The 23,515-nt window shown below is 65.5% G+C and carries 25 protein-coding genes; 21 read left to right on the top strand and 4 right to left on the bottom strand.

The annotated features are described in order from the left end of the window. The first annotated feature begins 4 nt into the window (after positions 1-4). From CFB40_RS15550 to CFB40_RS15520, 7 genes are all read left to right on the top strand, one after another. Positions 5-529: a DUF2244 domain-containing protein gene (locus CFB40_RS15550; RefSeq protein WP_046544359.1), complete on the top strand. Its 525-nt coding sequence runs from the start codon at positions 5-7 to the stop codon at positions 527-529. A gap of 55 nt (positions 530-584) precedes the next feature. After that, positions 585-2,180, top strand: a complete 1,596-nt coding sequence (gene coxB / locus CFB40_RS15545) for a cytochrome c oxidase subunit II (protein ID WP_089426389.1) — start codon at positions 585-587, stop codon at positions 2,178-2,180. A gap of 43 nt (positions 2,181-2,223) precedes the next feature. Continuing rightward, entirely contained in the window at positions 2,224-3,831 is a 1,608-nt protein-coding gene (gene ctaD / locus CFB40_RS15540) for a cytochrome c oxidase subunit I (RefSeq protein WP_069248929.1), read from the top strand. 69 nt (positions 3,832-3,900) lie between these two features. Beyond that, positions 3,901-4,041 (top strand): cytochrome oxidase small assembly protein, encoded by a 141-nt coding sequence (locus CFB40_RS38660; RefSeq protein ID WP_017334314.1) that lies wholly within the window; start codon positions 3,901-3,903, stop codon positions 4,039-4,041. A gap of 35 nt (positions 4,042-4,076) precedes the next feature. Further along, positions 4,077-4,679, top strand: coding sequence for a cytochrome c oxidase assembly protein (locus CFB40_RS15530; RefSeq protein ID WP_089431716.1), 603 nt, complete (start codon positions 4,077-4,079; stop codon positions 4,677-4,679). Positions 4,680-4,695: 16 nt separating this feature from the next. After that, positions 4,696-4,896 (top strand): DUF2970 domain-containing protein, encoded by a 201-nt coding sequence (locus CFB40_RS15525; protein ID WP_089426387.1) that lies wholly within the window; start codon positions 4,696-4,698, stop codon positions 4,894-4,896. 141 nt (positions 4,897-5,037) lie between these two features. Next, on the top strand, positions 5,038-5,895 hold the full coding sequence (locus CFB40_RS15520; protein WP_059233128.1) for a cytochrome c oxidase subunit 3: 858 nt from the start codon (positions 5,038-5,040) through the stop codon (positions 5,893-5,895). Positions 5,896-6,066: 171 nt separating this feature from the next. Here the strand turns inward: CFB40_RS15520 and CFB40_RS15515 are convergent, their stop codons facing one another. Beyond that, positions 6,067-6,276, bottom strand: a complete 210-nt coding sequence (locus CFB40_RS15515) for a twin transmembrane helix small protein (protein ID WP_089426386.1) — start codon at positions 6,274-6,276, stop codon at positions 6,067-6,069. An 84-nt stretch (positions 6,277-6,360) separates the two neighbouring features. Between CFB40_RS15515 and CFB40_RS15510 the strand changes: the two genes are divergently transcribed. The 5 genes from CFB40_RS15510 to CFB40_RS15490 are packed head-to-tail and all read left to right on the top strand — an operon-like array spanning position 6,361 to position 10,442. Beyond that, positions 6,361-7,071: an SURF1 family protein gene (locus CFB40_RS15510; protein ID WP_256976801.1), complete on the top strand. Its 711-nt coding sequence runs from the start codon at positions 6,361-6,363 to the stop codon at positions 7,069-7,071. 60 nt (positions 7,072-7,131) lie between these two features. After that, positions 7,132-7,758, top strand: a complete 627-nt coding sequence (locus tag CFB40_RS15505) for an SCO family protein (RefSeq protein ID WP_089431714.1) — start codon at positions 7,132-7,134, stop codon at positions 7,756-7,758. Between the two features lie 24 nt (positions 7,759-7,782). Next, complete coding sequence (locus CFB40_RS15500; RefSeq protein ID WP_089431713.1) at positions 7,783-8,895, top strand: COX15/CtaA family protein; 1,113 nt, start codon at positions 7,783-7,785, stop codon at positions 8,893-8,895. An 8-nt stretch (positions 8,896-8,903) separates the two neighbouring features. Then, positions 8,904-9,806: a heme o synthase gene (cyoE, locus tag CFB40_RS15495; protein WP_006477738.1), complete on the top strand. Its 903-nt coding sequence runs from the start codon at positions 8,904-8,906 to the stop codon at positions 9,804-9,806. A gap of 18 nt (positions 9,807-9,824) precedes the next feature. After that, positions 9,825-10,442 (top strand): SCO family protein, encoded by a 618-nt coding sequence (locus CFB40_RS15490; protein ID WP_043187233.1) that lies wholly within the window; start codon positions 9,825-9,827, stop codon positions 10,440-10,442. A gap of 151 nt (positions 10,443-10,593) precedes the next feature. On the opposite strand, the gene CFB40_RS15485 is transcribed toward CFB40_RS15490, so the two are convergent. Next, complete coding sequence (locus tag CFB40_RS15485; protein WP_069248921.1) at positions 10,594-10,884, bottom strand: YciI family protein; 291 nt, start codon at positions 10,882-10,884, stop codon at positions 10,594-10,596. Positions 10,885-10,936: 52 nt separating this feature from the next. Then, positions 10,937-11,158 carry a hypothetical protein gene (locus CFB40_RS38655; protein ID WP_179255273.1) on the bottom strand — a complete coding sequence of 74 codons (222 nt, stop codon included), beginning with the start codon at positions 11,156-11,158 and terminating at the stop codon, positions 10,937-10,939. Between CFB40_RS38655 and CFB40_RS15480 the strand changes: the two genes are divergently transcribed. Then, on the top strand, positions 11,133-12,737 hold the full coding sequence (locus CFB40_RS15480) for a methyl-accepting chemotaxis protein (RefSeq protein ID WP_089431890.1): 1,605 nt from the start codon (positions 11,133-11,135) through the stop codon (positions 12,735-12,737). The two genes, CFB40_RS38655 and CFB40_RS15480, sit on opposite strands and share 26 nt — an antisense overlap. A gap of 212 nt (positions 12,738-12,949) precedes the next feature. Beyond that, positions 12,950-13,765: a MetQ/NlpA family ABC transporter substrate-binding protein gene (locus CFB40_RS15475; RefSeq protein WP_089426383.1), complete on the top strand. Its 816-nt coding sequence runs from the start codon at positions 12,950-12,952 to the stop codon at positions 13,763-13,765. Positions 13,766-13,878: 113 nt separating this feature from the next. Here CFB40_RS15475 and CFB40_RS15470 read toward each other — a convergent pair whose 3' ends face one another. Continuing rightward, on the bottom strand, positions 13,879-14,187 hold the full coding sequence (locus CFB40_RS15470) for a VF_A0006 family four-cysteine protein (RefSeq protein ID WP_089426382.1): 309 nt from the start codon (positions 14,185-14,187) through the stop codon (positions 13,879-13,881). A gap of 652 nt (positions 14,188-14,839) precedes the next feature. Here CFB40_RS15470 and CFB40_RS15465 point away from each other — a divergent pair. From CFB40_RS15465 to CFB40_RS15435, 7 genes are all read left to right on the top strand, one after another. Continuing rightward, positions 14,840-15,397 (top strand): fimbrial protein, encoded by a 558-nt coding sequence (locus tag CFB40_RS15465; RefSeq protein WP_256976710.1) that lies wholly within the window; start codon positions 14,840-14,842, stop codon positions 15,395-15,397. 112 nt (positions 15,398-15,509) lie between these two features. After that, the gene (locus CFB40_RS15460; protein ID WP_089426380.1) at positions 15,510-16,253 is read left to right on the top strand and encodes a fimbrial biogenesis chaperone; all 744 of its coding nucleotides are present in this window, start codon (positions 15,510-15,512) and stop codon (positions 16,251-16,253) included. Between the two features lie 269 nt (positions 16,254-16,522). Then, positions 16,523-19,105 (top strand): fimbria/pilus outer membrane usher protein, encoded by a 2,583-nt coding sequence (locus CFB40_RS15455; protein WP_373452680.1) that lies wholly within the window; start codon positions 16,523-16,525, stop codon positions 19,103-19,105. Between the two features lie 103 nt (positions 19,106-19,208). After that, positions 19,209-20,315, top strand: a complete 1,107-nt coding sequence (locus tag CFB40_RS15450) for a fimbrial protein (RefSeq protein WP_089426378.1) — start codon at positions 19,209-19,211, stop codon at positions 20,313-20,315. 219 nt (positions 20,316-20,534) lie between these two features. Next, a complete protein-coding gene (locus CFB40_RS15445; protein ID WP_011353263.1) occupies positions 20,535-21,500 on the top strand; it encodes an ABC transporter substrate-binding protein in 966 nt (321 codons plus the stop codon). Positions 21,501-21,639: 139 nt separating this feature from the next. Next, on the top strand, positions 21,640-22,536 hold the full coding sequence (locus tag CFB40_RS15440) for an ABC transporter permease (RefSeq protein ID WP_089426377.1): 897 nt from the start codon (positions 21,640-21,642) through the stop codon (positions 22,534-22,536). A 1-nt stretch (position 22,537) separates the two neighbouring features. Next, positions 22,538-23,332 carry an ABC transporter ATP-binding protein gene (locus CFB40_RS15435; RefSeq protein WP_011353261.1) on the top strand — a complete coding sequence of 265 codons (795 nt, stop codon included), beginning with the start codon at positions 22,538-22,540 and terminating at the stop codon, positions 23,330-23,332. Positions 23,333-23,515 lie beyond the last annotated feature (183 nt).

Here is a 23,515-nt window from a genome sequence, read left to right as displayed (position 1 = left end):
TCCGATGCAGGCATGCATCGCATGCCATTCGCGTGAGGCGGCGATGGAAGCAGCGAGGGTGTTGGCGGAGACGACGAACGGCGAGCCGGTCCTGGAAGACTGGCTGATGAAACGCAACTGTTCGGCGTCGCCGCGCCAGTTCGTGCTGTTTTATGCGTCGCTCGCGGGCTTCTCGCTGGTGATCGCGACATTGCTGATGTGGCGGGGGGCTTGGCTCGTCATGCCCTTCACCGGAATCGAGTTGCTGGCTGTGGGTGTCGCATTTGCGATCTATGCTCGCCATGCGGTCGATTACGAACGCATCAGGCTGTATCCGCACCGGCTCGTGATCGAGCGAATGGATGCGGAGCGGCTCACGCAGATCGAATTCAACCCGCGCTGGGTGCGGGTCGAGCCGGGTGCGACGCCACGCGATCCGATTCGGCTGGTATCGCGCGGGCAGACCGTCGTAATCGGTCAGCATCTCGCGCAGTACAAGCGGGCGCAGTTCGCCGACGAACTGCGCGTATCGCTCAGGCGCTGCGGCTGACGAGGCGCGGGCACCGGCGGATAGGGCCGGTCGCTTGCGACGGGGGAGGGTTTGAATGGAAATTTTGGGTAAGGATGCTATGAAAACAATCAAGCGAGCCCTCGCGGGCGTGCTGGCATGCAGCGGATTGCTCTTTGCCGGTGCCGCCCTGGCGGTCGGTGATAGCCCGGGCGGCCCCCGTGTCAACGAGATCAACTTTCAGCCGCCTGTCACGAAGATCGCCGAGGAACTCTACGATCTCCACACGATGATGCTCATCCTGTGTACGGTGATCTTCGTCGGCGTGTTCGGCGTGATGTTCTATTCGATCTTCGCGCACCGCAAATCCAAGGGCCACAAGGCCGCCAATTTCCATGAAAGCACGACCGTCGAGATCATCTGGACGATCGTGCCGTTCGTCATCGTCGTGCTGATGGCGCTGCCGGCGACGAAGGCCGTCGTCGCGATGAAGGACACGACCAACGCCGATCTCACGATCAAGGTCACCGGCTACCAGTGGAAGTGGGGCTACGACTACGTGAAGGGCCCGGGCGAGGGCATCGGCTTCCTGTCGACGCTCAGCACCCCGCGTGACGAAGTGATGGGCAAGAAGCCGATCACCGACACCTATCTGCAGGAAGTCGACAACCCGCTCGTCGTGCCGGTCAACAAGAAGATCCGCATCATCACGACCGCGAACGACGTCGTCCACTCGTGGTACGTGCCCGCGTTCGGCGTGAAGCAGGATGCGATCCCCGGCTTCGTGCGCGACACGTGGTTCAAGGCCGACAAGGTCGGTACGTTCCGCGGTTTCTGTACCGAGCTGTGCGGCAAGGAACACGCGTACATGCCGGTCGTGGTCGAAGTCCTGTCGGATGACGACTACGCGAAGTGGGTCACCGCGCAGAAGGCCAAGCTGGCCAGCGCCGCAGTCGATCCCAACAAGGTCTACACGATGGCTGAACTCGTCGCGCACGGCGAGGAAGTCTACAAGGCGAACTGCGCGGCCTGCCACCAGGTGAACGGCAAGGGCCTCGGCGCGTTCCCGGCCATGGACGGCAGCCCGATCGTGAACGGCCCGATCGCCGCCCACGTCGAGCGCGTGCTGCACGGCAAGGGCGCGATGCCGTCGTGGGCGTCGCTGTCGGATCTCGACATCGCCTCGGTCGTCACGTACGAACGCAATTCGTGGGGCAACCACAAGAACGACCTGCTGCAGCCGAAGCAAGTGGCCGACGCGCGTAACGGCAAGCTGCCGGAAGACGCGGCGGGCGCAGCGGCAGCGGCACCGGCGGAAGCCGCTTCGGCACCGGCGCAGGCTGCGTCGGGCGCGGAGCAGCCGGCGGCAGCGGCCTCGGCCGCGCTGTCGACGATCTACTTCGAGACGGGCAAGAGCGTGCTGCCGGCCGACGCGAAGGCGGCGATCGCCGCTGCGGCCGACTATGCGAAGGCACATCCGGACGCGAAGCTCGCGCTGTCGGGCTTTACCGACAAGACGGGCTCGGCCGACGCGAACGCCGAACTGGCGAAGCATCGCGCACAAGCCGTGCGCGACGCGCTGAAGGCAGCAGGCGTGGCGGAAGACCACATTATTCTCAAAAAGCCGGAAACGATCACGGGCGGGGCTGACGCGAAGGAAGCCCGGCGTGTCGAGATCGGCCCGGCGGCTTGACGTGTCGCTGAGTTAGTCGACGTATTCGCATTAGGAGATTCTCATGTCTAGCATCGGGCACGACGTAGCCGCGGACCACGCGCACGACGACCACGCGCACGAAATGCCGCACGGCTGGCGTCGCTGGCTGTTCGCCACCAACCACAAGGACATCGGTACGCTGTACCTGTTGTTCTCGTTCATCATGTTCCTGTCGGGCGGCGTGATGGCGCTCGCCATCCGGGCCGAGCTGTTCGAACCGGGCCTGCAGATCATGCGTCCGGAGTTCTTCAACGAACTCACGACGATGCACGGCCTGATCATGGTGTTCGGCGCGATCATGCCGGCGTTCGTCGGCTTCGCGAACTGGATGATTCCGCTGCAGATCGGCGCGTCCGACATGGCGTTCGCGCGGATGAACAACTTCAGCTTCTGGCTGCTGCCGGTCGCGGCCGTGCTGCTGGTCGGTTCGTTCTTCGCGCCGGGCGGCGCGACGGCCGCCGGCTGGACGCTGTACGCGCCGCTGTCGACGCAGATGGGCCCGGGCATGGACTTCGCGATCTTCGCGGTCCACATCATGGGCGCATCGTCGATCATGGGCGGGATCAACATCGTCGTGACGATCCTGAACATGCGCGCACCGGGCATGACGCTGATGAAGATGCCGATGTTCGCGTGGACGTGGCTGATCACGGCTTACCTGCTGATCGCCGTGATGCCGGTTCTGGCAGGCGCGATCACGATGGTGCTGTTCGACCGCCACTTCGGCACGTCGTTCTTCAACGCGGCAGGCGGCGGCGACCCGGTGATGTACCAGCACATCTTCTGGTTCTTCGGCCACCCCGAGGTGTACATCATGATTCTGCCGGCGTTCGGGATCGTGTCGCAGGTGATCCCGGCGTTCGCACGCAAGACGCTGTTCGGCTATAGCTCGATGGTGTACGCGACGGCTTCGATCGCGATCCTGTCGTTCATGGTCTGGGCGCACCACATGTTCGCCACGGGCATGCCGGTGACCGGCCAGCTGTTCTTCATGTACGCGACGATGCTGATCGCGGTGCCGACGGGCGTGAAGGTGTTCAACTGGCTCGCGACGATGTGGCGCGGCTCGATGACGTTCGAAACCCCGATGCTGTTCGCGATCGGCTTCCTGTTCGTGTTCACGTTCGGCGGCCTCACGGGCCTGATGCTCGCGATGGCGCCGCTCGACATCCAGTATCACGGGACCTACTTCGTGGTGGCGCACTTCCACTACGTGCTGGTGGCCGGCTCATTGTTCGCGCTGTTCTCGGGCTGGTACTACTGGGCGCCGAAGTGGACGGGCTGGATGTACAACGAGACGCGCGGCAAGATCCACTTCTGGGCGTCGATGATCTTCTTCAACCTGACGTTCTTCCCGATGCACTTCGTCGGTCTCGCAGGCATGCCGCGTCGCTACGCGGACTACCCGGCGCAGTTCACGGACTTCAACCAGGTGGCGACGATCGGCGCATTCGGCTTCGGCCTCGCGCAGGTGTACTTCCTGTTCGCGGTCGCGCTGCCGGCCTACCGTGGCGGCGGCGAGCTGGAAAAGGCGTCGGACAAGCCGTGGGATGGCGCGGAAGGCCTCGAGTGGACGGTGCCGAGCCCGGCTCCCTTCCACACGTTCGAGCAACCGCCGCACGTCGAGTAAGTTTCACCGTGCGTTCCGCCGCTGCCTGCCGCGCAGGCAGGCGCGGCGGGCGCCGAACCGAAGTTTCAGATGAACCGGAATCCACAACAAAGACGAACGCCCGAGCAGATCCGCGCGGGCAACAAGCGGCTCGGCCTCACCCTGCTCGTCATCGCCGCCGTTTTTTTTGTGGGTGTCGTGATCAAGCAGTGGTGGCTGTCCACTCACTGATGCAGCAACAGACGCAGTAGCGAGGAAGTTGTCGTATGTCGAAGCCGGAAGAGGGCGCCGTCGATCGCGCGTTCAATCGTTCGATGCTGGTGAAGCTCTTCGTCGTGGCCGGGCTGATGTTCGGTTTCGGCTTCGCGCTGATCCCGATGTATCGGGCGATCTGCCAGATCACCGGCATCAACAACCTGGTGCAGCGCGATGTCAGCGAGCGCGAGGTGAAGAACTCGCAGGTCGACTATGGCCGCACGGTGTCGGTCGAGTTCGATGCGAACGCGCGCGGCCCGCTCGGTTTCAAGCCGGAGCACAACAGTCTCGACGTGCATCCGGGCGAGCTGATGACGATCGTGTACGACGTGACGAACGGGCAGGGCCGGCCGGTCGTTGCGCAGGCGATTCCGAGCTACGCGCCGAAGCAGGCGACGGAGTTCTTCAAGAAGATCGAGTGCTTTTGCTTTACGCAGCAGACGCTGGCCGCGAACGAGTCGCGCAAGATGCCGGTGGTGTTCGTGATCGATCCGAAACTGCCGAAGGACGTGAAGACGATCACGCTGTCGTACACGTTCTTCGAGCTGAATACGCCGGCCACGCCGGCGCCGGGCAAGACCGCGGCGCAGGGCGCGGCGAAGCCGGACGCATGACGACGGAGGCGGGGCGATGACGGAGGGCAAGCGGGGCGGGTCGTTCGGCCAGGCGCTGAAAGCAGTGTTGTGGTCGTTTTTCGGGGTGCGCAAGCGGCGTGACCTGGAGGCCGACGCGACGCAGCTGAATCCGCTGCACGTGCTGATCGTCGCGTTGTTGGCAGCCGGTTTGTTCATCGGCGTGCTGATCCTGGTCGTGCGTGCCGTCGTGGGCTGAAGCCCGCGGCCACGAAAGAAGAATGCAGTGCGCGGCGCCACGGCGGCGCGTGCAGGAAGGAGCGGTGGTGGTCACGCCGCGCAAGAAATAAAGCCGGAGCGGTTTCCGGTACACAAATTGGACAGAAGTGGAGAATCAAGCATGAGCGGTCAAAACCAGACCCCGTACTATTTCGTGCCGCATCCGTCGCACCATCCGATCAGTGCGGCCATCGGCCTGCTGGTCATGCTCGGATCGGCGGCGCTGTGGATCAACGGTCACGACTGGGCGCCGTTTACGGCGCTGCTCGGCCTGCTGTGGTTGCTCTTCACGCTGTATCACTGGTTTGGCGACGCGATCGCCGAATCGGAAGGCGGTCATTACGGCAAGAACGTCGACAAGTCGTACCGCTGGAGCATGAGCTGGTTCATCTTCTCGGAAGTCATGTTCTTCGGCGCGTTCTTCGGCGCACTGTTCTATGCGCGTGAAATCGCGCTGCACCAGCTCGGCAGCCTCGACTACAAGCTGATCTGGCCGGATTTCTCCGCCGTGTGGCCGAACGAAGGCCCCGCCGCGCTCGCCGGTCACTTCAAGACGATGGGCCCGTGGCCGATCCCGACGCTGAACACCGCATTCCTGCTGTCGTCAGGCGTGACGCTGACGATTTCGCACCACGCGCTGCGTGACGATCATCGCAAGAAGGCGATCGCCTGGCTGGCCGCGACGCTCGCGTTCGGTATCTGCTTCCTGTTCCTGCAGGGCTTCGAGTACTACCACGCGTACAACGAACTGAACCTGACGCTGAACTCGGGCGTGTACGGTTCGACGTTCTTCCTGCTGACCGGCTTCCACGGCTTCCACGTGTTCCTCGGCGGCACGATGCTCGCGGTGGTGCTGGTGCGGATGATCCGCGGCCACTTCAAGCCCGATCACCACTTCGCATTCGAAGGCGCCGCGTGGTACTGGCACTTCGTCGACGTCGTCTGGCTCGGCCTGTACGTCGTCGTCTACTGGCTGTAAATGGAACAACGGCCCGCGCAGCAATGCGCGGGCCGTTTTCATTGGGTCGGCCGGGCAGCGTGACTGCCGGCCTTCACCCCTCGGGCGCCGCCGCGACTCAGTCAGGCGGCGCTTTTGCTTGGTGCCGCGGCCGTGCGGCGAAATGTCACAGCGGCGGCGGCGGCGAATCGATCAACGCCCGATCGGCAGGCCGGTCGAATGGATCCAGCCCATCGCGTTCGCGATCAGGATGAGCAGGAACAGCGACACCGACAGCCCGACGCGGGTGGCGAGCGACCAGACCATGCGTTTCGTGTGGCCGCGGTCGTGCATCATGAAGTAGAGCGCCGAGCCCATGCTGGCAATGATGAGGACGAAGGCGATGGGAACGAGTATGTGCATGACACGAACCGGACGACGGCAATTCGAAAGGAAGAGGATAATTATCGCACTTCGCTTGTCAGCAGGTGCCGGGCGGGCCGCATGATGAAGATCCGCTGGCTGCCCGCGCTGCTGATTCTCGTCGTCGTCGCGGTCACGATCCGTCTCGGCTTTTGGCAGCGCGACCGCGCGCACCAGAAGGAAGCGCTGCAGGCGAGCATCGAGCGCTACGAGCAGGCGCCGCCCGTCGACGTCGGCGCGCAGCCGATGCCGCTCGCGTCGATCGAGTTCCATCGCGTGCGTGCGACAGGCCGCTTCCTGCCCGAGCAGGCCGTGTTCCTCGACAATCGGCCGTATAACGACCAGCCGGGTTTTTACGTCGTGATGCCGTTTAAACTCACGGGCGGCGGCGTCGTGCTCGTGAATCGCGGCTGGCTGCCGCGCAATATCGCCGATCGCACGGCGATCGAGCCGTTCGCGACGCCCGCGGGCGACGTCGAGATCGTGGGCATCGCGCGCGCCGACGCGTCGCGGGCGTTCGAGCTCGGCGAAGGCGGGTCGGCGGCGCACCAGAAGATCCGGCAGAACCTGGACGTCGCCGCGTATGCGAAGGAAACGGGGCTGCCGCTGCAGCCGTTCGTGATCCAGCAGACGAGCGACGACGGCGACAAGCTCGTGCGTGACTGGCCGGCGGCGACGACCGGCGTCGAGCGCAATTACGGTTACATGTTTCAGTGGTGGGCGATGGCGGCGGCCGCGCTCGGCTTCGGCCTGTACGCTGCGCGGCGTGCGGCGAAGAAGTCGGCCGGCGCGTGAGCGCCATGCCAGGACGCGGCGCTCGCGCCGCGGGTTCGTTTCGAGAGGTCTGATTTGTCCATGCAATCTCCCCGTCAGGGTTCGGCCGCTGCGCCGATGTCGCCGGCGGCCCGCAAGCGCGGCCGCTGGATGCTCGTGCTGCTGGGTCTCGTGTGCGCCGCGCCGATGATCGCGTCGTACTTCACCTATTACGTGATCAAGCCGAAGGGCGGCTCGACCAACTACGGCACGCTGATCGAGCCGCAGCGCCCGATCCCCGCGGATCTGCAGGTGACCGACGAAACCGGCAAGACCGTGCCGCTGTCGTCGCTGCGCGGCGTGTGGCTGTTCGTGATGACCGACCGCAGCGCGTGCGACGAGGCCTGCGCGAAGAAGCTCTATTTCATGCGCCAGATCCGCGTCACGCAGGCGGGCGAGCGGCACCGGCTCACGATGGTGTGGCTGCGCAGCGATGCGGGCGCGATGCCGCAGAAGGTGCTGGACGCGTACCCCGACACGCGCCGGCTCGTCGCCGATCCGGCCGCGGTGGCCGCGTGGCTGCCGGCCGACGCCGGCACGAAGGACAGCGACCACCTCTACATGGTCGATCCGAACGGCAACCTGATGATGCGTTTCCCGAAGGATCCGAACCCCGGCAAGATCAAGGCGGACGTGACGAAGCTGCTGAAGTGGTCGAGCATCGGCTAACGCAACACGAGAGGCATTGAACCGATGGCGTATCTACTGCAACTCGGCCTAATCGGCTTCTGCATCGCGCTGCTGCCGCTGTCGTACGTGTGGGTGAAGGCCGACGACAACAAGTTTCGCAAGCTGGTGTGGATCACCACCTTCCTGACGCTCGACCTGGTGATGTTCGGCGGCTTCACGCGGCTGACCGATTCGGGGCTCGGCTGCCCGGACTGGCCCGGCTGCTACGGCACGTCGTCGCCGTTCATCGCGCATGCCGCGATCACGGCCGCGCACCAGGCGATGCCGACGGGCCCCGTCAGCATGTCGAAGGCGTGGATCGAGATGATCCACCGCTATTTCGCGATGGCGATCGGCGTGCTGATCATCGCGCAGGTCGTGATCGCGTGGTCCGCGCGGCTGCGCCGCCGCCCGCTGCACGTGTCGCCGTGGTGGCCGACGAGCCTGCTGCTGCTGATCCTCGTGCAGGGCGCGTTCGGCGCGTGGACGGTCACGATGAAGCTGCAGCCGGTGATCGTCACGATCCATCTGCTGCTCGGCCTCACGCTGCTCGGCACGCTCGGCTGGCTCGCGGCGCGGCAGACGCCGCTGCCGTCGCATGACCCCGAAGCCGGCCGCTATCGCGCGGCCGCGCTCGCGGCGCTCGTGCTGCTGGTCATGCAGATCGCGCTCGGCGGCTGGGTGAGCACCAACTACGCGGTGCTCGCGTGCACCGACTTCCCGACCTGCAACGGCCAGTGGATCCCGCCGATGGACTTCCAGCACGGCTTCCACCTGTGGCGCGCGCTCGGGATGACGAAGGACGGCGAGGCGATCACGCAGGACGCGCTGGTCGCGATCCACTGGACGCACCGCACGTTTGCGTTCGTGGTGGTCGCCTACCTGGTCGCGTTCGCGCTGAAGATGCGCCGCTTCGAGTCGCTGCGGCGGCCCGCGAACGGCGTGCTGCTGGTGGTCCTGCTGCAGTTCGTGACGGGCCTGACCAACATCGTGCTGCAGTGGCCGCTGCCGGTCGCCGTCGCGCATAACGGCGGGGCCGCGATCCTGCTGCTGCTCGTCGTCATGTTAAACTTTCGCATCCTTTCAAGCCGCCCCGGCCGTGTCGCGCAGCCTGTGCGCGACGCCGCCCCGGCGTGACCGCCCCCATGCAAAGCACCCTCTCCCAATCGCCCGGTAGCCGGTTTTCGCAGTACATGGCATTGACGAAGCCGCGTGTCACGCAGCTCGCGGTGTTCTGCGCGGTGATCGGCATGTTCCTCGCGACGCCGGGCATGGTGCCGTGGCACGTGCTGATCGGCGGTACGGTCGGCATCTGGCTGCTGGCCGGCGCCGCGTTCGCGATCAACTGCCTCGTCGAACAGAAGATCGACGCGATGATGCGCCGCACCGCGTGGCGCCCGTCCGCGCGCGGCGAGATCACGACCCCGCAGATCCTGCTGTTCTCGGCCGTGCTCGGCAGCGTCGGCGCATGGACGCTCTATACGTTCACGAACCCGCTGACGATGTGGCTGACGATCGCCACCTTCGTCGGCTACGCGGTGATCTACACGCTGCTGCTCAAGCCGATGACGCCGCAGAACATCGTGATCGGCGGCGCATCGGGCGCGATGCCGCCGGCGCTCGGCTGGGCCGCGGTCACCGGCGCGGTGCCGGGCGACGCGTGGATCCTCGTGCTGATCATCTTCGTGTGGACGCCGCCGCATTTCTGGGTGCTCGCGCTGTATCGCCGCAAGGATTACGAGAACGCAGGGCTGCCGATGCTGCCCGTCACGCACGGCGAGAAGTTCACGCGGCTGCACATCCTGCTGTACACGGTGATCCTGTTCGCGGTCACGCTGATGCCGTTCATCTCCGGGATGAGCGGGGCCGTCTACCTGACGAGCGCGGTGCTGCTCGGCGCGGTGTTCCTCGCGTATGCGTGGAAGATCCATCGCGACTACTCGGACGAACTCGCCCGCAAGGCCTTCCGCTACTCGATCGTCTACCTGTCGCTACTGTTCGCCGCGCTGCTCGTCGATCACTATGCACGTCCGCTGCTCGGCGTGTAACCGCACGGTTTGAACGCAATGCTCCAATCACGGTTCGGGCGCCGCGCGCGCCAAGGCTGGATGCTCGCGTGCGCATTCACGGCAGCGCTGCTGCTCGCCGGATGCGACAACGCGCCGAAATTCCAGAATCTCGACATCACCGGCAACACGCAGTTCGGCAGCGACTTCTCGCTGCCCGATACGGCCGGCAAGGTACGCACGCTCGCCGACTTCAAGGGTAAGGCCGTCGTGATGTTCTTCGGCTATACGCACTGTCCGGACGTGTGCCCGACGACGATGGCCGAGTTGTCCGAAGCGCTGAAGCAGCTCGGGCCCGATGCCGCGAAGCGCGTGCAGGTGCTGTTCGTCACCGTCGACCCGGAGCGTGACACGCCGGCGCTGCTCGGCCAGTACGTGCCCGCGTTCGATCCGTCGTTCATCGGCCTGCGGCCGGCCGACGAAGCCGCGCTGAAGAAGGTCACGAAGGATTTCCGCGTGTACTACGCGAAGGTGCCCGGCAAGACGCCCGGCAGCTACACGATGGATCACACGGCCGCGAGCTACGTGTTCGACCGCGACGGCAAGCTGCGCCTGTTCGTGCGCGACGGCCAGGGCCCCGGCCCGTGGGTCCACGACCTGAAGCTGCTGGTCGACTGACCGGTAGCCGCCGGGCGCCCGGCCCGGCGATCACGTGACGGCCGCCTCGCGCCGTCACGTTTTCCCTCTGTCTTCGTTGTTTGCATGCGCCGCCCGTCGGGCGGCGTGTCGGCCTGCGCGCGTATCGTGCAGATGTCGCGCAGGCGTCGCGTTACGGCAGCGCGGGCACGTTGAAGCCGGATGCGGCACGCGTGATCCGGAATTCCGTCACGCGATACGTGGCGAGCCCCTCGATGACGAACGGATCGGTCTTCAGGATCGCGTCCAGCTCGTCGCGATCGATGCGGGCCGCGAGGATCACGCCGCCTTCGCGCGGCACCTTCGGCCCCGCTGCGATGAAGATGCCCTTGTCGAATTGCGGCTGCAGGAATGCGCGATGGCGTTCGAGCGCGTCGTCGATGCGCTCGAGCGATGCGGTGTAGTGAATGTCGATGACGTACATGGGTGGCCCTCGGAATGGCGCCGGCTCTTCGTGTGCCGGCTAGCCGGTCTTTTTAGCACAGCGGATGCGGACTGTCGCGCCGGCGGTCGCGGTGCGGCGCGGGGCGCGGGCGGCCTGTCGATCGCCGGTTCGCGGCGCCGGCCGTATTCAAGTTGTAAGCCTCGGTGCCGTAAATGAATGGGCAAGCGTTTGCGCGCGGCAGGCCGTTCGCGCGCAGCGTGCGCATCGACATCGACAGAGGCACGCAGATGAGCAGAATGAGTTTGAACCGCAAGCTGTGGCTCGCGCTTGCGCTGGTATGGATCGGTCTCCTGGGCGTCGGCGCATGGAGCGCGTACGAGACGCGCGCGACGATGCTCGCCGAACGCAAGGCAGGCATCGCGAATCTCGTCGATTCGGCGGCCGGCATCGTGAAGGCGTATCACGCACTCGCGCAGAGCGGCACGCTGCCCGAGGCCGATGCGAAGCGCGACGCGCTCGCGAGCCTCGCCGCGATGCGCTACGGCGATTCGGGCTACGTGTTCGTGATGGACTCGAAGCCGGTCGTGCTGATGCATCCGACGCTGCCGAAGCTCGTCAACACGCAGGTCGGCGACTATCTCGACCCGGACGGCAAACCGCTGTTCGTCACGATCCTGAACGCCGCGAAGGAAACCGGCAGCGGCTTCGCCGAGTATCGCGGGCGCCTGCCGCACAGCGAGACCGCCGTGCCGAAGATCAGCTACGTCACGCGCTTCGCGCCGTGGGACTGGAACATCTCGAGCGGCGTGTTCCTGAAGGACATCGACACCATCTACTACCGGACGCTGCTCGGCCACCTCGTGGTCGTGTTCGTGATCGGCTTCGTGATCAGCGCGGCGATGCTCGTGATCATCCGCAACGTGCGCAGCAGCCTCGGCGGCGAGCCCGACGAAGCGGCCGCGCTCGCGACGCGCATCGCGCAGGGCGACCTGACGCAGCCGGTGCCGGTTCGCGCGGGCGACCGCACGAGCATGATGGCCGCGATGCACGACATGCAGGCACGGCTGCAGGCGACGATCGGCGGGATTCGCCAGTCGGCCGGATCGATCGCGTCGGCGAGCCGCCAGATCTCGGCCGGCAACGACGACCTGTCGCAGCGCACCGAGGAGCAGGCCGCCTCGCTGGAAGAAACCGCCGCGAGCATGGAGCAGCTGACCGCAACCGTGAAGCAGAACGCCGACAACGCGCGGCAGGCGAGCGGGCTCGCGAACAGCGCGTCGGAGATCGCGCGCACGGGGAGCGACGTCGTGAACCGCGTGATCGGCACGATGGGCCAGATCGACGACAGCTCGCGCAAGATCGCCGACATCATCGGCGTGATCGAAGGCATCGCGTTCCAGACCAACATCCTCGCGCTGAACGCGGCGGTCGAAGCCGCGCGCGCCGGCGAGCAGGGCCGCGGCTTCGCGGTGGTCGCGGGCGAAGTGCGTTCGCTCGCGCAGCGCAGCGCGACGGCGTCGAAGGAGATCCGCGAGCTGATCGTCGACTCGGTCGAGCGCGTGCGCAACGGGTCGACGCTGGTCGGCCAGGCCGGCACGACGATGGGCGAGATCCTGCAGGCCGTCGCGCGCGTGACCGACATCATGGGCGAGATCGCGGCGGCATCCGAGGAGCAGGCGAGCGGCATCACGCAGGTCGGGCGCGCGGTCACGCAGATGGACCAGGTGACGCAGCAGAACGCGGCGCTCGTCGAGGAGGCCGCTGCGGCCGCCGCGTCGCTACAGGAACAGGCCGCGAGACTGCGCGATACGGTCGGCGCGTTCCGGGTCGGCGGGCAGATGGGCGAGCCTGCATTCGAAACGAAGGCGGCCGACCGGGCGGCGGTGGCGTAACGCGCTCGGGCCGATGCGCAACTCGCACAAATGCAACTAACGGCCGAGTCGCGCCACCCCTGCCAGCACCGCTGCGGTGCATACCCATATGAGCGGGATGTATTTCACTTCCCGCCGATCCTGTGACACCATTTGCCCCTTCCTGCGAGTCGGGGCATACCCGTATCGCGCCCCATTTTCAGTCATCCAGTAAGCAAGAAAGCGAGAAACAGATGAAGCGTCGCAGTCTCCTGAAGGTATTTTCCGTGCTGGCCACCGGTGCAGCGCTGACGCTGTCGGCAGGCGCGCACGCCGAAGACAAGGTGATCAAGGTCGGCACGGTCGCCGGCCCGGATTCGGAAGTGTGGCAGCTCGTGCAGAAGGTCGCGAAGGAGAAGGAAGGCCTGAACGTGAAGGTCATCGAGTTCAACGACTACGTGCAGCCGAACGCGGCGCTCGACTCGGGCGACCTCGACGCGAACAGCTTCCAGCACCAGCCCTACCTCGACAGCCAGGTGAAGCAGCGCGGCTACAAGCTCGTCAGCGCGGGCCTGACCTACATCTCGCCGATGGGCGTGTACTCGAAGAAGTTCAAGGCGCTGAAGGACCTGCCGCAAGGCGCGAAGGTCGCGGTGCCGAACGATCCGTCGAACGAGAACCGCGCGCTGCTGCTGCTGCAGACGCAGGGCCTGATCAAGCTGAAGACGGGCGCCGGCACGGGCGGCAACAACGCGACGGTGCTCGACATCGCCGACAACCCGAAGAAGCTGAAGATCTCCGAACTCGACGCCGCGCAACTGCCGCGCGTGCTGTCGGACGTCGACGCAGCCGTGGTCAACACGAACTACGCGCTCGCCGCGAACCTGCAGCCGACCAAGGACGCAATCGCGCTCGAATCGCTGACGAGCCCGTACGCGAACCTGATCGCCGTGCGCGCGAAGGACAAGGATCAGCCGTGGGTGAAGAAGCTGGTCAAGGCGTACCAGTCGCCGGAAGTGAAGGAATTCATCAAGAAGCAGTTCAAGGGCTCGATGGTCGCGTCGTTCTGAGCGACGCACACCGGTCGGACCGCTGAAACGAAAGGGCCTGCATCGCGCAGGCCCTTTTTCATTGGTGCGGCCGCCACGCAACGGTGCGACGGCGACCGGCGTTTAGCGCCGGCTCACATCTCGCCGCGCCGCGAGCAGATCGACATGATCTGCTGGATCGCATAGTTGTCTCGCACGCCCGGCAGTGACTGCACGACGCACTCGTGAAAACGCCGCTCGCGCGGCAGCAGCATCGCGTTGTTGCGATACAGCGCGTCGCACGAGCGCTGGATCAGCTGCGCCGCCGCGCCGTTGCGGCTTTCGCGCAGCGCATTGAGCATGCAGTCGTCGTATTGCGCATAGCCGTCGGTCAGCGCGAATGCCGCGCCCGGCGGCGCCAGCGCGATGGCCGCGAATGCGATGGCTCGGATCGCCCGATTCATGTGCTCTCCAATGGCGTGGATTGGGTCGGTCGACAGCATAACGTAAAGCGGCGATGACGGCCGACGGGTTGTGCCGAGGTCGGGTACGAAGCGGGCCTGCCCCGTGCGGCCTTATCGGTGGTGCGACGCGCAACGCAAGAGGCGTCGATGCTTCACCGGCGCGAAAGAAGGACTGAAGTGGAATGTCGTGCGCCAACCGAGGAAATATAAAAACAAAATTATCTAAAAAATTTTCCGGGCAGGCGAGGCGATATATGGGAATGTCGTTGTCATTTGTTAGACGGTATCGATTGATTTCCCGTCACGTGTTTCCGTCACGCCGGATCCAGGCATGCCGAACGTTCGGCGAGGTCGGATCGCCGTAGCTCAGATCTTGCGATAAATCCTAGTGGAATGGTCGTTTTATTTGTCTGAACAAACGAATTCGCCATCTGAATGAGACAACTTTAGTACTTGTCCGATTATTTTTGGATCCACTTCCATACTTTGTCAGATGGCGGGCCATCGGCGGAAAATAAATAATGATGCCTGAATCGCGCCCCGTCAATTTAAATACAAGTTCATGAAATGATGAATGCGCGTTTCATATCGTCAATAACCGTTTTTTGAGATCAACATAATGAAACTCGCAACTAGCACCAAAGTCATTTCGATGCTTCTGGCCGTAGCGGGCCTTGGTCTGATGTCGGCCGCCCACGCGGCAGACGGCACGATCACGTTCACCGGCAACGTAACCGCGGCAACCTGCAAGATCGACGGTGCCGCGGCAGGCACCACGTCGAACAAGGCAGTTGCCCTGCCGACGGTCAGTACCGGCGCGCTGAACGCGGCCGGCTCGGTAGCTGGCCGCACCGCCTTCGGTTTCAAGCTGACGGGTTGCGCGGTGGATACCGCCGAGTCGAAGGGCAACCCCACCAAGGTCCAGGTTACGTTCGAGAACGCCACGAACGTGACGGCCGACGGCAAGCTGTCGCTCGACAAGGGCACGGCCGAGGCGCCTGCGGCGACGAACGTCGTGCTGCAGATCCTCAACGACCAGCAAAACGTGATCAAGGTCGGCGCGAACGCACCGGACCAGAACTCGCAGGTCGTCTCGATCGGCTCGGACGGTTCCGCCCAGCTGAACTTCTTTGCCGAGTACCTGGCGACGGGCGCGGCAGTAGGCGGTTCGGCGAATTCGAAGGTTCAGTACACGGTCGCCTACGAGTAAGTCTTGCGCTTACCCGAAGGCCCGCCCGCCGGCGGGCCTGGCGGCGGGCTTCGCACGCCGCCACTCCGATCCGCCAGTCGGCCACAACGATTAGAAATCCGCCCGAGTCATCATGAATGCCATCATCAAATCGCTCCAGGCCATCGCACTGGCCACCGTCCTGATCGCTTCGCAAGCCAGCGCGAGCGTCGTGATTTCGGCGACCCGCGTCATCTTTCCGGGCGGCGAGCGCGAGGTGACGATCAAGCTGTCGAACGAAGGTTCGGCGCCGGCATTGGTCCAGGCCTGGATCGACAAGGGCGACGCGAACGCATCGCCTGACACCATCGACGCGCCGTTCGTGCTCACGCCCGCGATGTTCCGCCTGGAGCCGAACAAGGGGCAAACCCTGCGGTTGATGTATACGAGCGAGCCGCTTCCCGCCGACAAGGAATCGCTTTTCTGGCTCAACGTGCTGGAAATTCCGCCGAAGGTTGCGTCGAGCGACGCTCACAACCAGCTTCAGGTCGCGTTCCGGACGCGCGTCAAGATCATGTTTCGCCCGCAAGGTCTGCCGGGCAAGGCACACGACGCGCCGGCGCAGATTCGCTGGCAGATCGAGCGCGGCCAGGCGGGCCGCTATACGTTGAAGGCGAGCAACCCGACGCCTTACGTCGTCAATATCGGCAGCGTCCAGCTCCGATCGGGCGCACATCAATACGACGCCGGTGCGGGCTATATCCTGCCCGGCGGCACGCAGGAATTTCCCGTTGCGGATCTCAAGGCTCCGCCGGCGCCGGACGCGAAAGTACGGTTCGGCAGCATCAACGACTGGGGTGCGTCGACCAACAACGAGCTACCCGTTGCGATGCGGTAGTGCCGGCCGGGCTGCGGCCTGCCAGGGCCATTGGCCAGCCGGCTGACGTGGCATTCACGTCCACGTACGTTCGCCGATTCAACGGCAGCCTGCGTCGATTCAACGTCAGATTTCACCTCCGGATCGACACCGCTTTCCGCGTGTGCTGAGCGGCAGCGCCAATGCTCTCGCATTCGAATCCAGTTCACTATCAATAGGAGTCCTGCGGAATGACCCCGTCGATCCGACATCCTCGCCCGGACGTAACCTGCCTGCCTCGGCTCAAACCGATGTGCATGCTGGTGCTGTCCTGCCTCGCCGCGTGGTCGGCTGACGGCCGCGCGGACGCCGGCAATTCCGCGCCTGGCGATTCGATGACGATGCAGGTCGCGCAGGTCGACCTCGCACAGACGCAGTTCGCGCAGGTTCAGTTCGACCCGGATTTCGTGAACAATGGCAACGGCCGTGCGATCGACATCAAGCACTTCGAGCGCGGCAACTTCACCGCGCCGGGCACGTATGGCGTCGACCTCGTCGTCGGCCAGGACTGGGTAGGCCGTTACGACATCGCGTTCAAGGCCGCGCCGGACACGCCGGAAGCTCAGCCCTGCTTCGACGAGAAGGTCTTGCGCCGGATCGGCATCGACTTCGCCAGGCTGCCCGCGGACGTCGCGGCGGCGATCACGGCCAAGGGCGAATGCCTGCGTATCGGTCAGATCGTGCCCGAGGCGAGCGCGTCGTTCGATTTCAACGAACAGCGCCTGGCGCTCAGCATCCCGCAGGCATCGCTGGCGCACCGCGCGCGCGGCTACGTCAGCCCCGATCAATGGAACGACGGCGTGCCCGTCGGCATGCTCGACTACAACCTGAACGTCTACAGCGCGAAGGTCAAGGGCAGCCGCGCGGACACGCAGGGCTATCTCGGGCTGAACGGCGGCGTCAACGTCGGCAACTGGCATTTCCGTCACAACGGTTCGTACGCGTGGTCCGAGCGTGGTGGCGGCAGCTATCAGGATATTGCGACCTACCTGCAGCGGGATCTGCCGTCGCTGTCTTCGCAGCTCGTGATCGGCGAGACGTTCACGTCCGGCGAGTTGTTCGACTCGACGCAGTTCCGGGGCGTGCGGCTGTCGAGCGACGACCGGATGCTGCCCGACTCGCTGCGCGGTTATGCGCCGGTCGTGCGCGGCGTCGCGAACTCGAACGCCAAGGTGACGATTCGCCAGAACGGCGTGACGCTGTACGAAACGACCGTTTCGCCAGGGCCGTTCGAGATCGGCGACCTGTATCCGACCGGCTATGGCGGCGACCTGCGCGTGTCCGTCACCGAGGCGGATGGGTCGGTGCACACGTTTTCCGTGCCCTATGCGTCGGTCCCGCTGTCGCTGCGCCCCGGCATCCAGCGCTACAGCTTCGTCGCGGGTGCGCTGCGCAGCCAGCAGAACACCAGCAACCCGCTGTTCGCGCAGCTCACCTACCAGCGCGGCTTGACGAACCTGCTGACCGCCTATGGCGGCCTCACGGTCGCGGCGGGTTACGCGTCGGCCATGGCGGGCGGCGCGTTCAATACGCGATTCGGCGCGGTCGGCGTCGACTTCACGCAGGCCACCACGTCGATTCCCGGCGTGAAACGCTTCAGCGGATCGAGCCTGCGGGTCAGCTATTCGAAGTCCGTCGCACCGACCGGCACCGACGTGTCGATCGCCGCGTATCGCTATTCGACGAACGGCTATTTCAACCTCAACGACGCGATGAGCGCGCGCGATGCGGTTCGCATGGGCTATTCCGTGGATACCGTCGGGCGGCAGCGCAATCGCGCGTCGCTGATGGTCAGCCAGCGTCTCGGCGAGAAGGGCGGGCAGCTGAGCGTGACCGCGTCGGCGTCGAACTACTGGAATCGCGCGGGCTCGGACGTCAACTACTCCGTCGGGTACAACAACGCGTTCAGGAACGTGTCGTACAGCCTGTCGGCGACACGCCAGCGCGGCCAGGGCAACCAGGCGAGCACGCTGTACTACGCGAGCGTGTCGATTCCGCTCGGCAAGTCCAGCCCGATGATGCTGACGGGCAACGTGACGCGCGATACCGAGGGCCGCACGCAGCTGCAGTCGATGCTGTCGGGCTCGCTCGGCGTGGACAACGACTTGTCGTACAGCCTTGCCGCGAACCACACGAACGGGCAGGGCAATGCGAGCACCGACGGCAGCGGCAGCCTCACGTACCGCGCGCGCTTCGCCGAGTTCAATCTCAGCGCCGGCGGCAGTTCGAACTATCAGCAGGGTTCGATCGGCATTCGCGGCGCGGCGGTCGCCCACCCGGGTGGCATCACGTTGTCGCAGCCGCTGTCGGAGACCTTCGGCATCGTCGAGGCGAAAGGTGCGGAAGGCGCGCGCGTCACGAATGCGTCCGGTGTGCGGGTCGACAGCCGCGGCTATGCGGTCGTGCCTTACCTCACGCCGTACAACATGAATACCGTCGAGCTCGACCCGAAGGGCATCTCGATGGACGTCGAGTTGAAGGAAACCAGCCAGCAGGTCGCGCCGCGCGCCGGCGCCGTCCCGCTGCTCAAGTTCGACACCGACACCGGGCGCGCGGCCGTGATCCAGGCGACTCGGTCCGACGGCACGCCGCTGCCGTTCGGTGCGGCGGTCAGCGACGAAACGGGCAAGAGCCTCGGCGTCGTCGGTCAGGCGAGCAGGATCTTCGCACGCGGCCTGAAGGACAAGGGCGAACTCACGGTGAAGTGGGGCGACGATGGCGTGTCGGGCTGCCGCATCGCGTACGACCTGCCGGTCCGGCAAGGGCGCAACAAGGCCCGGGCCTTCGAGCAGTTCAAGGGTGTTTGTGCGGCGAAGACGAGCGCGGCGCGTTGATGCCGTCGAGACGCGCCGCTATCCATTTATCGGACCGGGCCGGCTTCATGGCTCGCCGGAAGTCGACGCACCGGCAGTCGGTCAAAACCAGACAGGAACGTATATGAAGTGGACAAATGCAGGCGCCGACGGCGTCACGCGACGGTCGTCGAGGCGTGCCACGGCGGCGGCGAGGTTTGCGCGCCTTTTGATGCTGTGCCCGCTGCTCTGGTCCGGGTATGCCTTTGCCACTTGCGAACTGAGCAGCCATGCGTCAAGCATTTCGCCGTCACTCCCGGCTACGCTCAGCGTGGCACAGGACGGAACGCTTCTCGGCACTCAATTTCCATCGTCCACGATTGGGTTAGCGATGGTTGCACGGGTCGCCAACAGCGTCGGTACGGTATGCATGTATGACGAGTACGTCGTCAGCCCGGCCGGTGTGCTCATCCCGAATGTGACATACAAAACGAGCACCGGCGCAGTCGCTGCCGTTTTCGAATCGGGAATACCTGGCGTGGGATACGCAGTGGAGGTTGCGGACTATTCAGGCGGGGCATGGGTTGCGATCGGCGCGGACGCTACGTCGGTACCGATCCCTCCAATCGATAAAAGCCTGCTTAACGCAAAGGTGACGTATGTTTCTGTCGGGCCTCTCGCGACGGGCTCCTATACATCCAGAAGGCAGGTGCTCTTCAATTTCCGCTTGAAGTACAAGGGGAATTTGCTGCCGGGCAGCAGTGCGTCGACGCCGTTGAGCGCGACGAGCATGACCGTCACGGCCAGAACGTGCAAGATCACGTCCGGCACGTCCAGAACGGTGACGCTGCCTAGCCTCTATTCCGGCAGCCTGAAAGCGGTCGGCGATGTCGCTACGGCGAAGTCGGCGCCATTCTCGTTCGATCTGCGGTGCGATGCGGACCTGAGCATTTACGCGACCCTGAGCGACGTGACGAATCCCGCGAATACGAGCAACGTGCTGAGCCTTGGCCGTGGGTCGGGGGCTTCGGGCATCGGGATTCAGATCCTGAAAAAAGGGTCCGACACGCCGTTGCGTTTTGGTCCCGACTCGTCGGCCAAGGGCAATACGAACCAGTGGCTGGTCGGACGCTCCACCACGGCCAACACGATGATCCAGGTGCCGTTCGAGGCGAGATATGTCAAGACGGCCGAGAAGATTACGCCGGGCATCGTGGAAGCACTCGGCACGATCACGTTCTCTTATCAGTAGCGCGGAATCGGTCGCCCGGCGCCGCGATCCGGCGTGGCGCGTGAAAGTATGGCGTCAGGCGGTGGTCTGCGGAAATGGTATCCTCGTGCGTTCGCCGCTGCACGCTTTCCCGGAGCGTGCGCGGGCCGCTCGCCAGCACGTCATACGCATGGCGGCGCCCGCCCGACGGCGGCGGGAATCCATCATCCAGAACCGACACAATACGGGGGAGACACACCCATGAAGCGTTTCAAGACTTTCGCGATCCGTTCGATCACGGCCGGCGTGGCCGCACTCGCGCTGGCCGGTGCCGCGCACGCCCAGACCGTCAAGGTGCTGTCGATCGTCGATCACCCGGCGCTCGATGCGATCCGCGACGGCGTGCGCGCCGAGCTGAAGGCGGAAGGTTACGGCGACGACAAGCTCAAGTGGGAATACCAGAGCGCGCAGGGCAACACGGGTACGGCCGCGCAGATCGCGCGCAAGTTCGTCGGCGACCAGCCCGACGTGATCGTCGCGATCGCGACGCCGGCCGCGCAGGCGGTGGTCGCGTCGACCAAGAGCGTGCCGGTCGTCTATTCGGGCGTGACCGATCCGGTTGCCGCGCAGCTCGTGAAGGGCTGGGGCCCGTCGGGCACCAACGTGACGGGCGTATCCGACAAGCTGCCGCTCGATCGCCAGGTCGCGCTGATCAAGCGCGTCGTGCCGAATGCGAAGACGGTCGGGATGGTCTACAACCCGGGCGAGGCGAACTCGGTCGTCGTCGTGAAGGAACTCAAGGAGATCCTCGCGAAGCAGGGGATGACGCTGAAGGAAGCGGCCGCGCCGCGTACCGTCGACATCGGCCCGGCCGCGAAGAGCCTGATCGGCAAGGTCGACGTGATCTACACGAACACCGACAACAACGTCGTGTCCGCGTACGAAGCGCTCGTGAAGGTCGCGAACGAAGCGAAGATCCCGCTCGTCGCCGGCGACACCGACAGCGTGAAGCGCGGCGGCATCGCGGCGCTCGGCATCAACTACGGCGACCTCGGCCGTCAGACGGGCAAGGTCGTCGCGCGCATCCTGAAGGGCGAGAAGCCGGGCGCGATCGCATCGGAAACGAGCAGCAACCTCGAATTGTTCGCGAACACGGGCGCGGCCGCGAAGCAGGGTGTGACGCTGTCGCCGGATCTGCTCAAGGACGCGAAGACGGTCATCAAGTAAGCCGCGGCCCGACCGCCGCGCTTGCAGGCCCGATCCGGGCCTGAACGACACCGCCGGACGGGCGGCTCCCACCCGGGGCCGCCCGTCCGCTTCGCCCGGCCGTACACGTCCGGCCGGGAAGCAACAGGATTTCCCCATCATGTCTCTGTTCTCGTTTCTGGGCGCGCTGGAGATCGGCCTGATCTTCAGCCTCGTCGCCCTCGGGGTGCTGATCTCGTTTCGCATCCTCAACTTCCCCGACCTCACCGTCGACGGCAGCTTTCCGCTCGGCGGCGCCGTTGCCGCGACGCTGATCTCGGCCGGTTACGACCCGTTCAGTTCGACCTGCATCGCGATCGTCGCGGGCGCGGTGGCCGGCTTCATCACCGGCTGGCTCAACGTGCGCCTGAAGATCATGGACCTGCTCGCCAGTATCCTGATGATGATCGCGCTCTATTCGGTGAACCTGCGGATCATGGGCCGGCCGAACGTGCCGCTGATCACCGAGCCGACCATCTTCACCGTGCTGCAGCCCGACTGGATGCCCGACTACGTGCTGCGCCCGGCGCTGCTCGCGATCGTCGTCGTGGTCGCGAAGCTCGGCCTCGACTGGTTCTTCTCGTCGCAGCTCGGCCTCGCGATGCGCGCGACCGGCGCGAACCCGCGGATGGCGCGCGCGCAAGGCATCGCGACCGGCCGCGCGACGCTCGCCGGGATGGCGCTGTCGAACGCGCTCGTCGCGCTCGCGGGCGCCCTGTTCGCGCAGACGCAGGGCGGCGCGGATATCTCGATGGGGATCGGCACGATCGTGATCGGGCTGGCCGCGGTCATCATCGGCGAGACGCTGCTGCCGGCGCGCCGGCTCGTGCTGACGACGCTCGCCGTCGTGCTCGGCGCGATCGTCTATCGCTTCTTCATCGCGCTTGCGCTCAACAGCGAATTCATCGGGTTGAAGGCGCAGGATCTGAACCTCGTGACGGCGGCGCTCGTCACGATCGCGCTGGTGCTGCCGGCGACGCGCAAGAAGCTGTTCGCGCGCAAGAACGGAGGCGTCTGACATGCTGTCCGCACAAGACCTGAAACTCACGTTCAATCCCGGCACGCCGATCGAGACGCGCGCGCTGCGCGGGTTGTCGCTCGAAATTCCCGATGGCCAGTTCGTCGCGGTGATCGGCTCGAACGGCGCCGGCAAGTCGACCTTCCTCAATGCGGTCAGCGGCGACCAGGCCGTCGATGCGGGGCGCATCTCGATCGACGGCACGGACGTCACGCGCAAGGCCGCGTGGGATCGCGCGCACCTCGTCGCGCGCGTGTTCCAGGATCCGATGGCCGGCACCTGCGAGGCGCTGACGATCGAGGAGAACATGGCGCTCGCGATGGCGCGCGGTGCGCGGCGCGGCTTCCGGGCCGCGCTCGACCGGCCGTCGCGCGAGCTGTTCCGCGACAAGCTGCGGCTGCTGAACCTCGGCCTCGAGAACCGGCTGACCGACCGGATTGGGCTATTGTCAGGCGGCCAGCGGCAGGCGGTGAGCCTGTTGATGGCGTCGCTGCGGCCGTCGCGGATCCTGCTGCTCGACGAGCACACGGCCGCGCTCGACCCGAAGACGGCCGCGTTCGTGCTGGAGCTGACCGCGCGCATCGTCGCCGAGAGCAAGCTGACGACGATGATGGTCACGCACAGCATGCGGCAGGCGCTCGACTACGGCGACCGCACGGTGATGCTGCACCAGGGGCAGGTCGTGCTCGACGTGTCGGGCGACGCGCGCAAGGGGCTCGACGTGCCGGACCTGCTGCAGATGTTCGAGAAGGTGCGGCACGAGCAGCTCGACGACGACGCGTTGCTGCTCGGCTGACGGGCAGCTGGTGGATCGGCGCGGTGTGCAGGGTGCGCATCGTGCCGGTTGGCCGGCCGGGCCGGGCTCTGCTCGGTTCGGCCCGGCTGCGCGCTTCGGTTCGCATGCGCCGCGTCGGCGCCCGAGGGGTGTGGCGGGCGTCGGGGCGGTGCGAGCCGGTGATGCCGGGGGCGACCCGCCGTC

This window comes from Burkholderia sp. AU31652 (assembly GCF_002223155.1).
Classification (GTDB): Bacteria; Pseudomonadota; Gammaproteobacteria; order Burkholderiales; family Burkholderiaceae; genus Burkholderia.
Note: the sequence above shows the minus strand (reverse complement) of the source record. Positions and strands in the feature narration are given on the sequence as shown.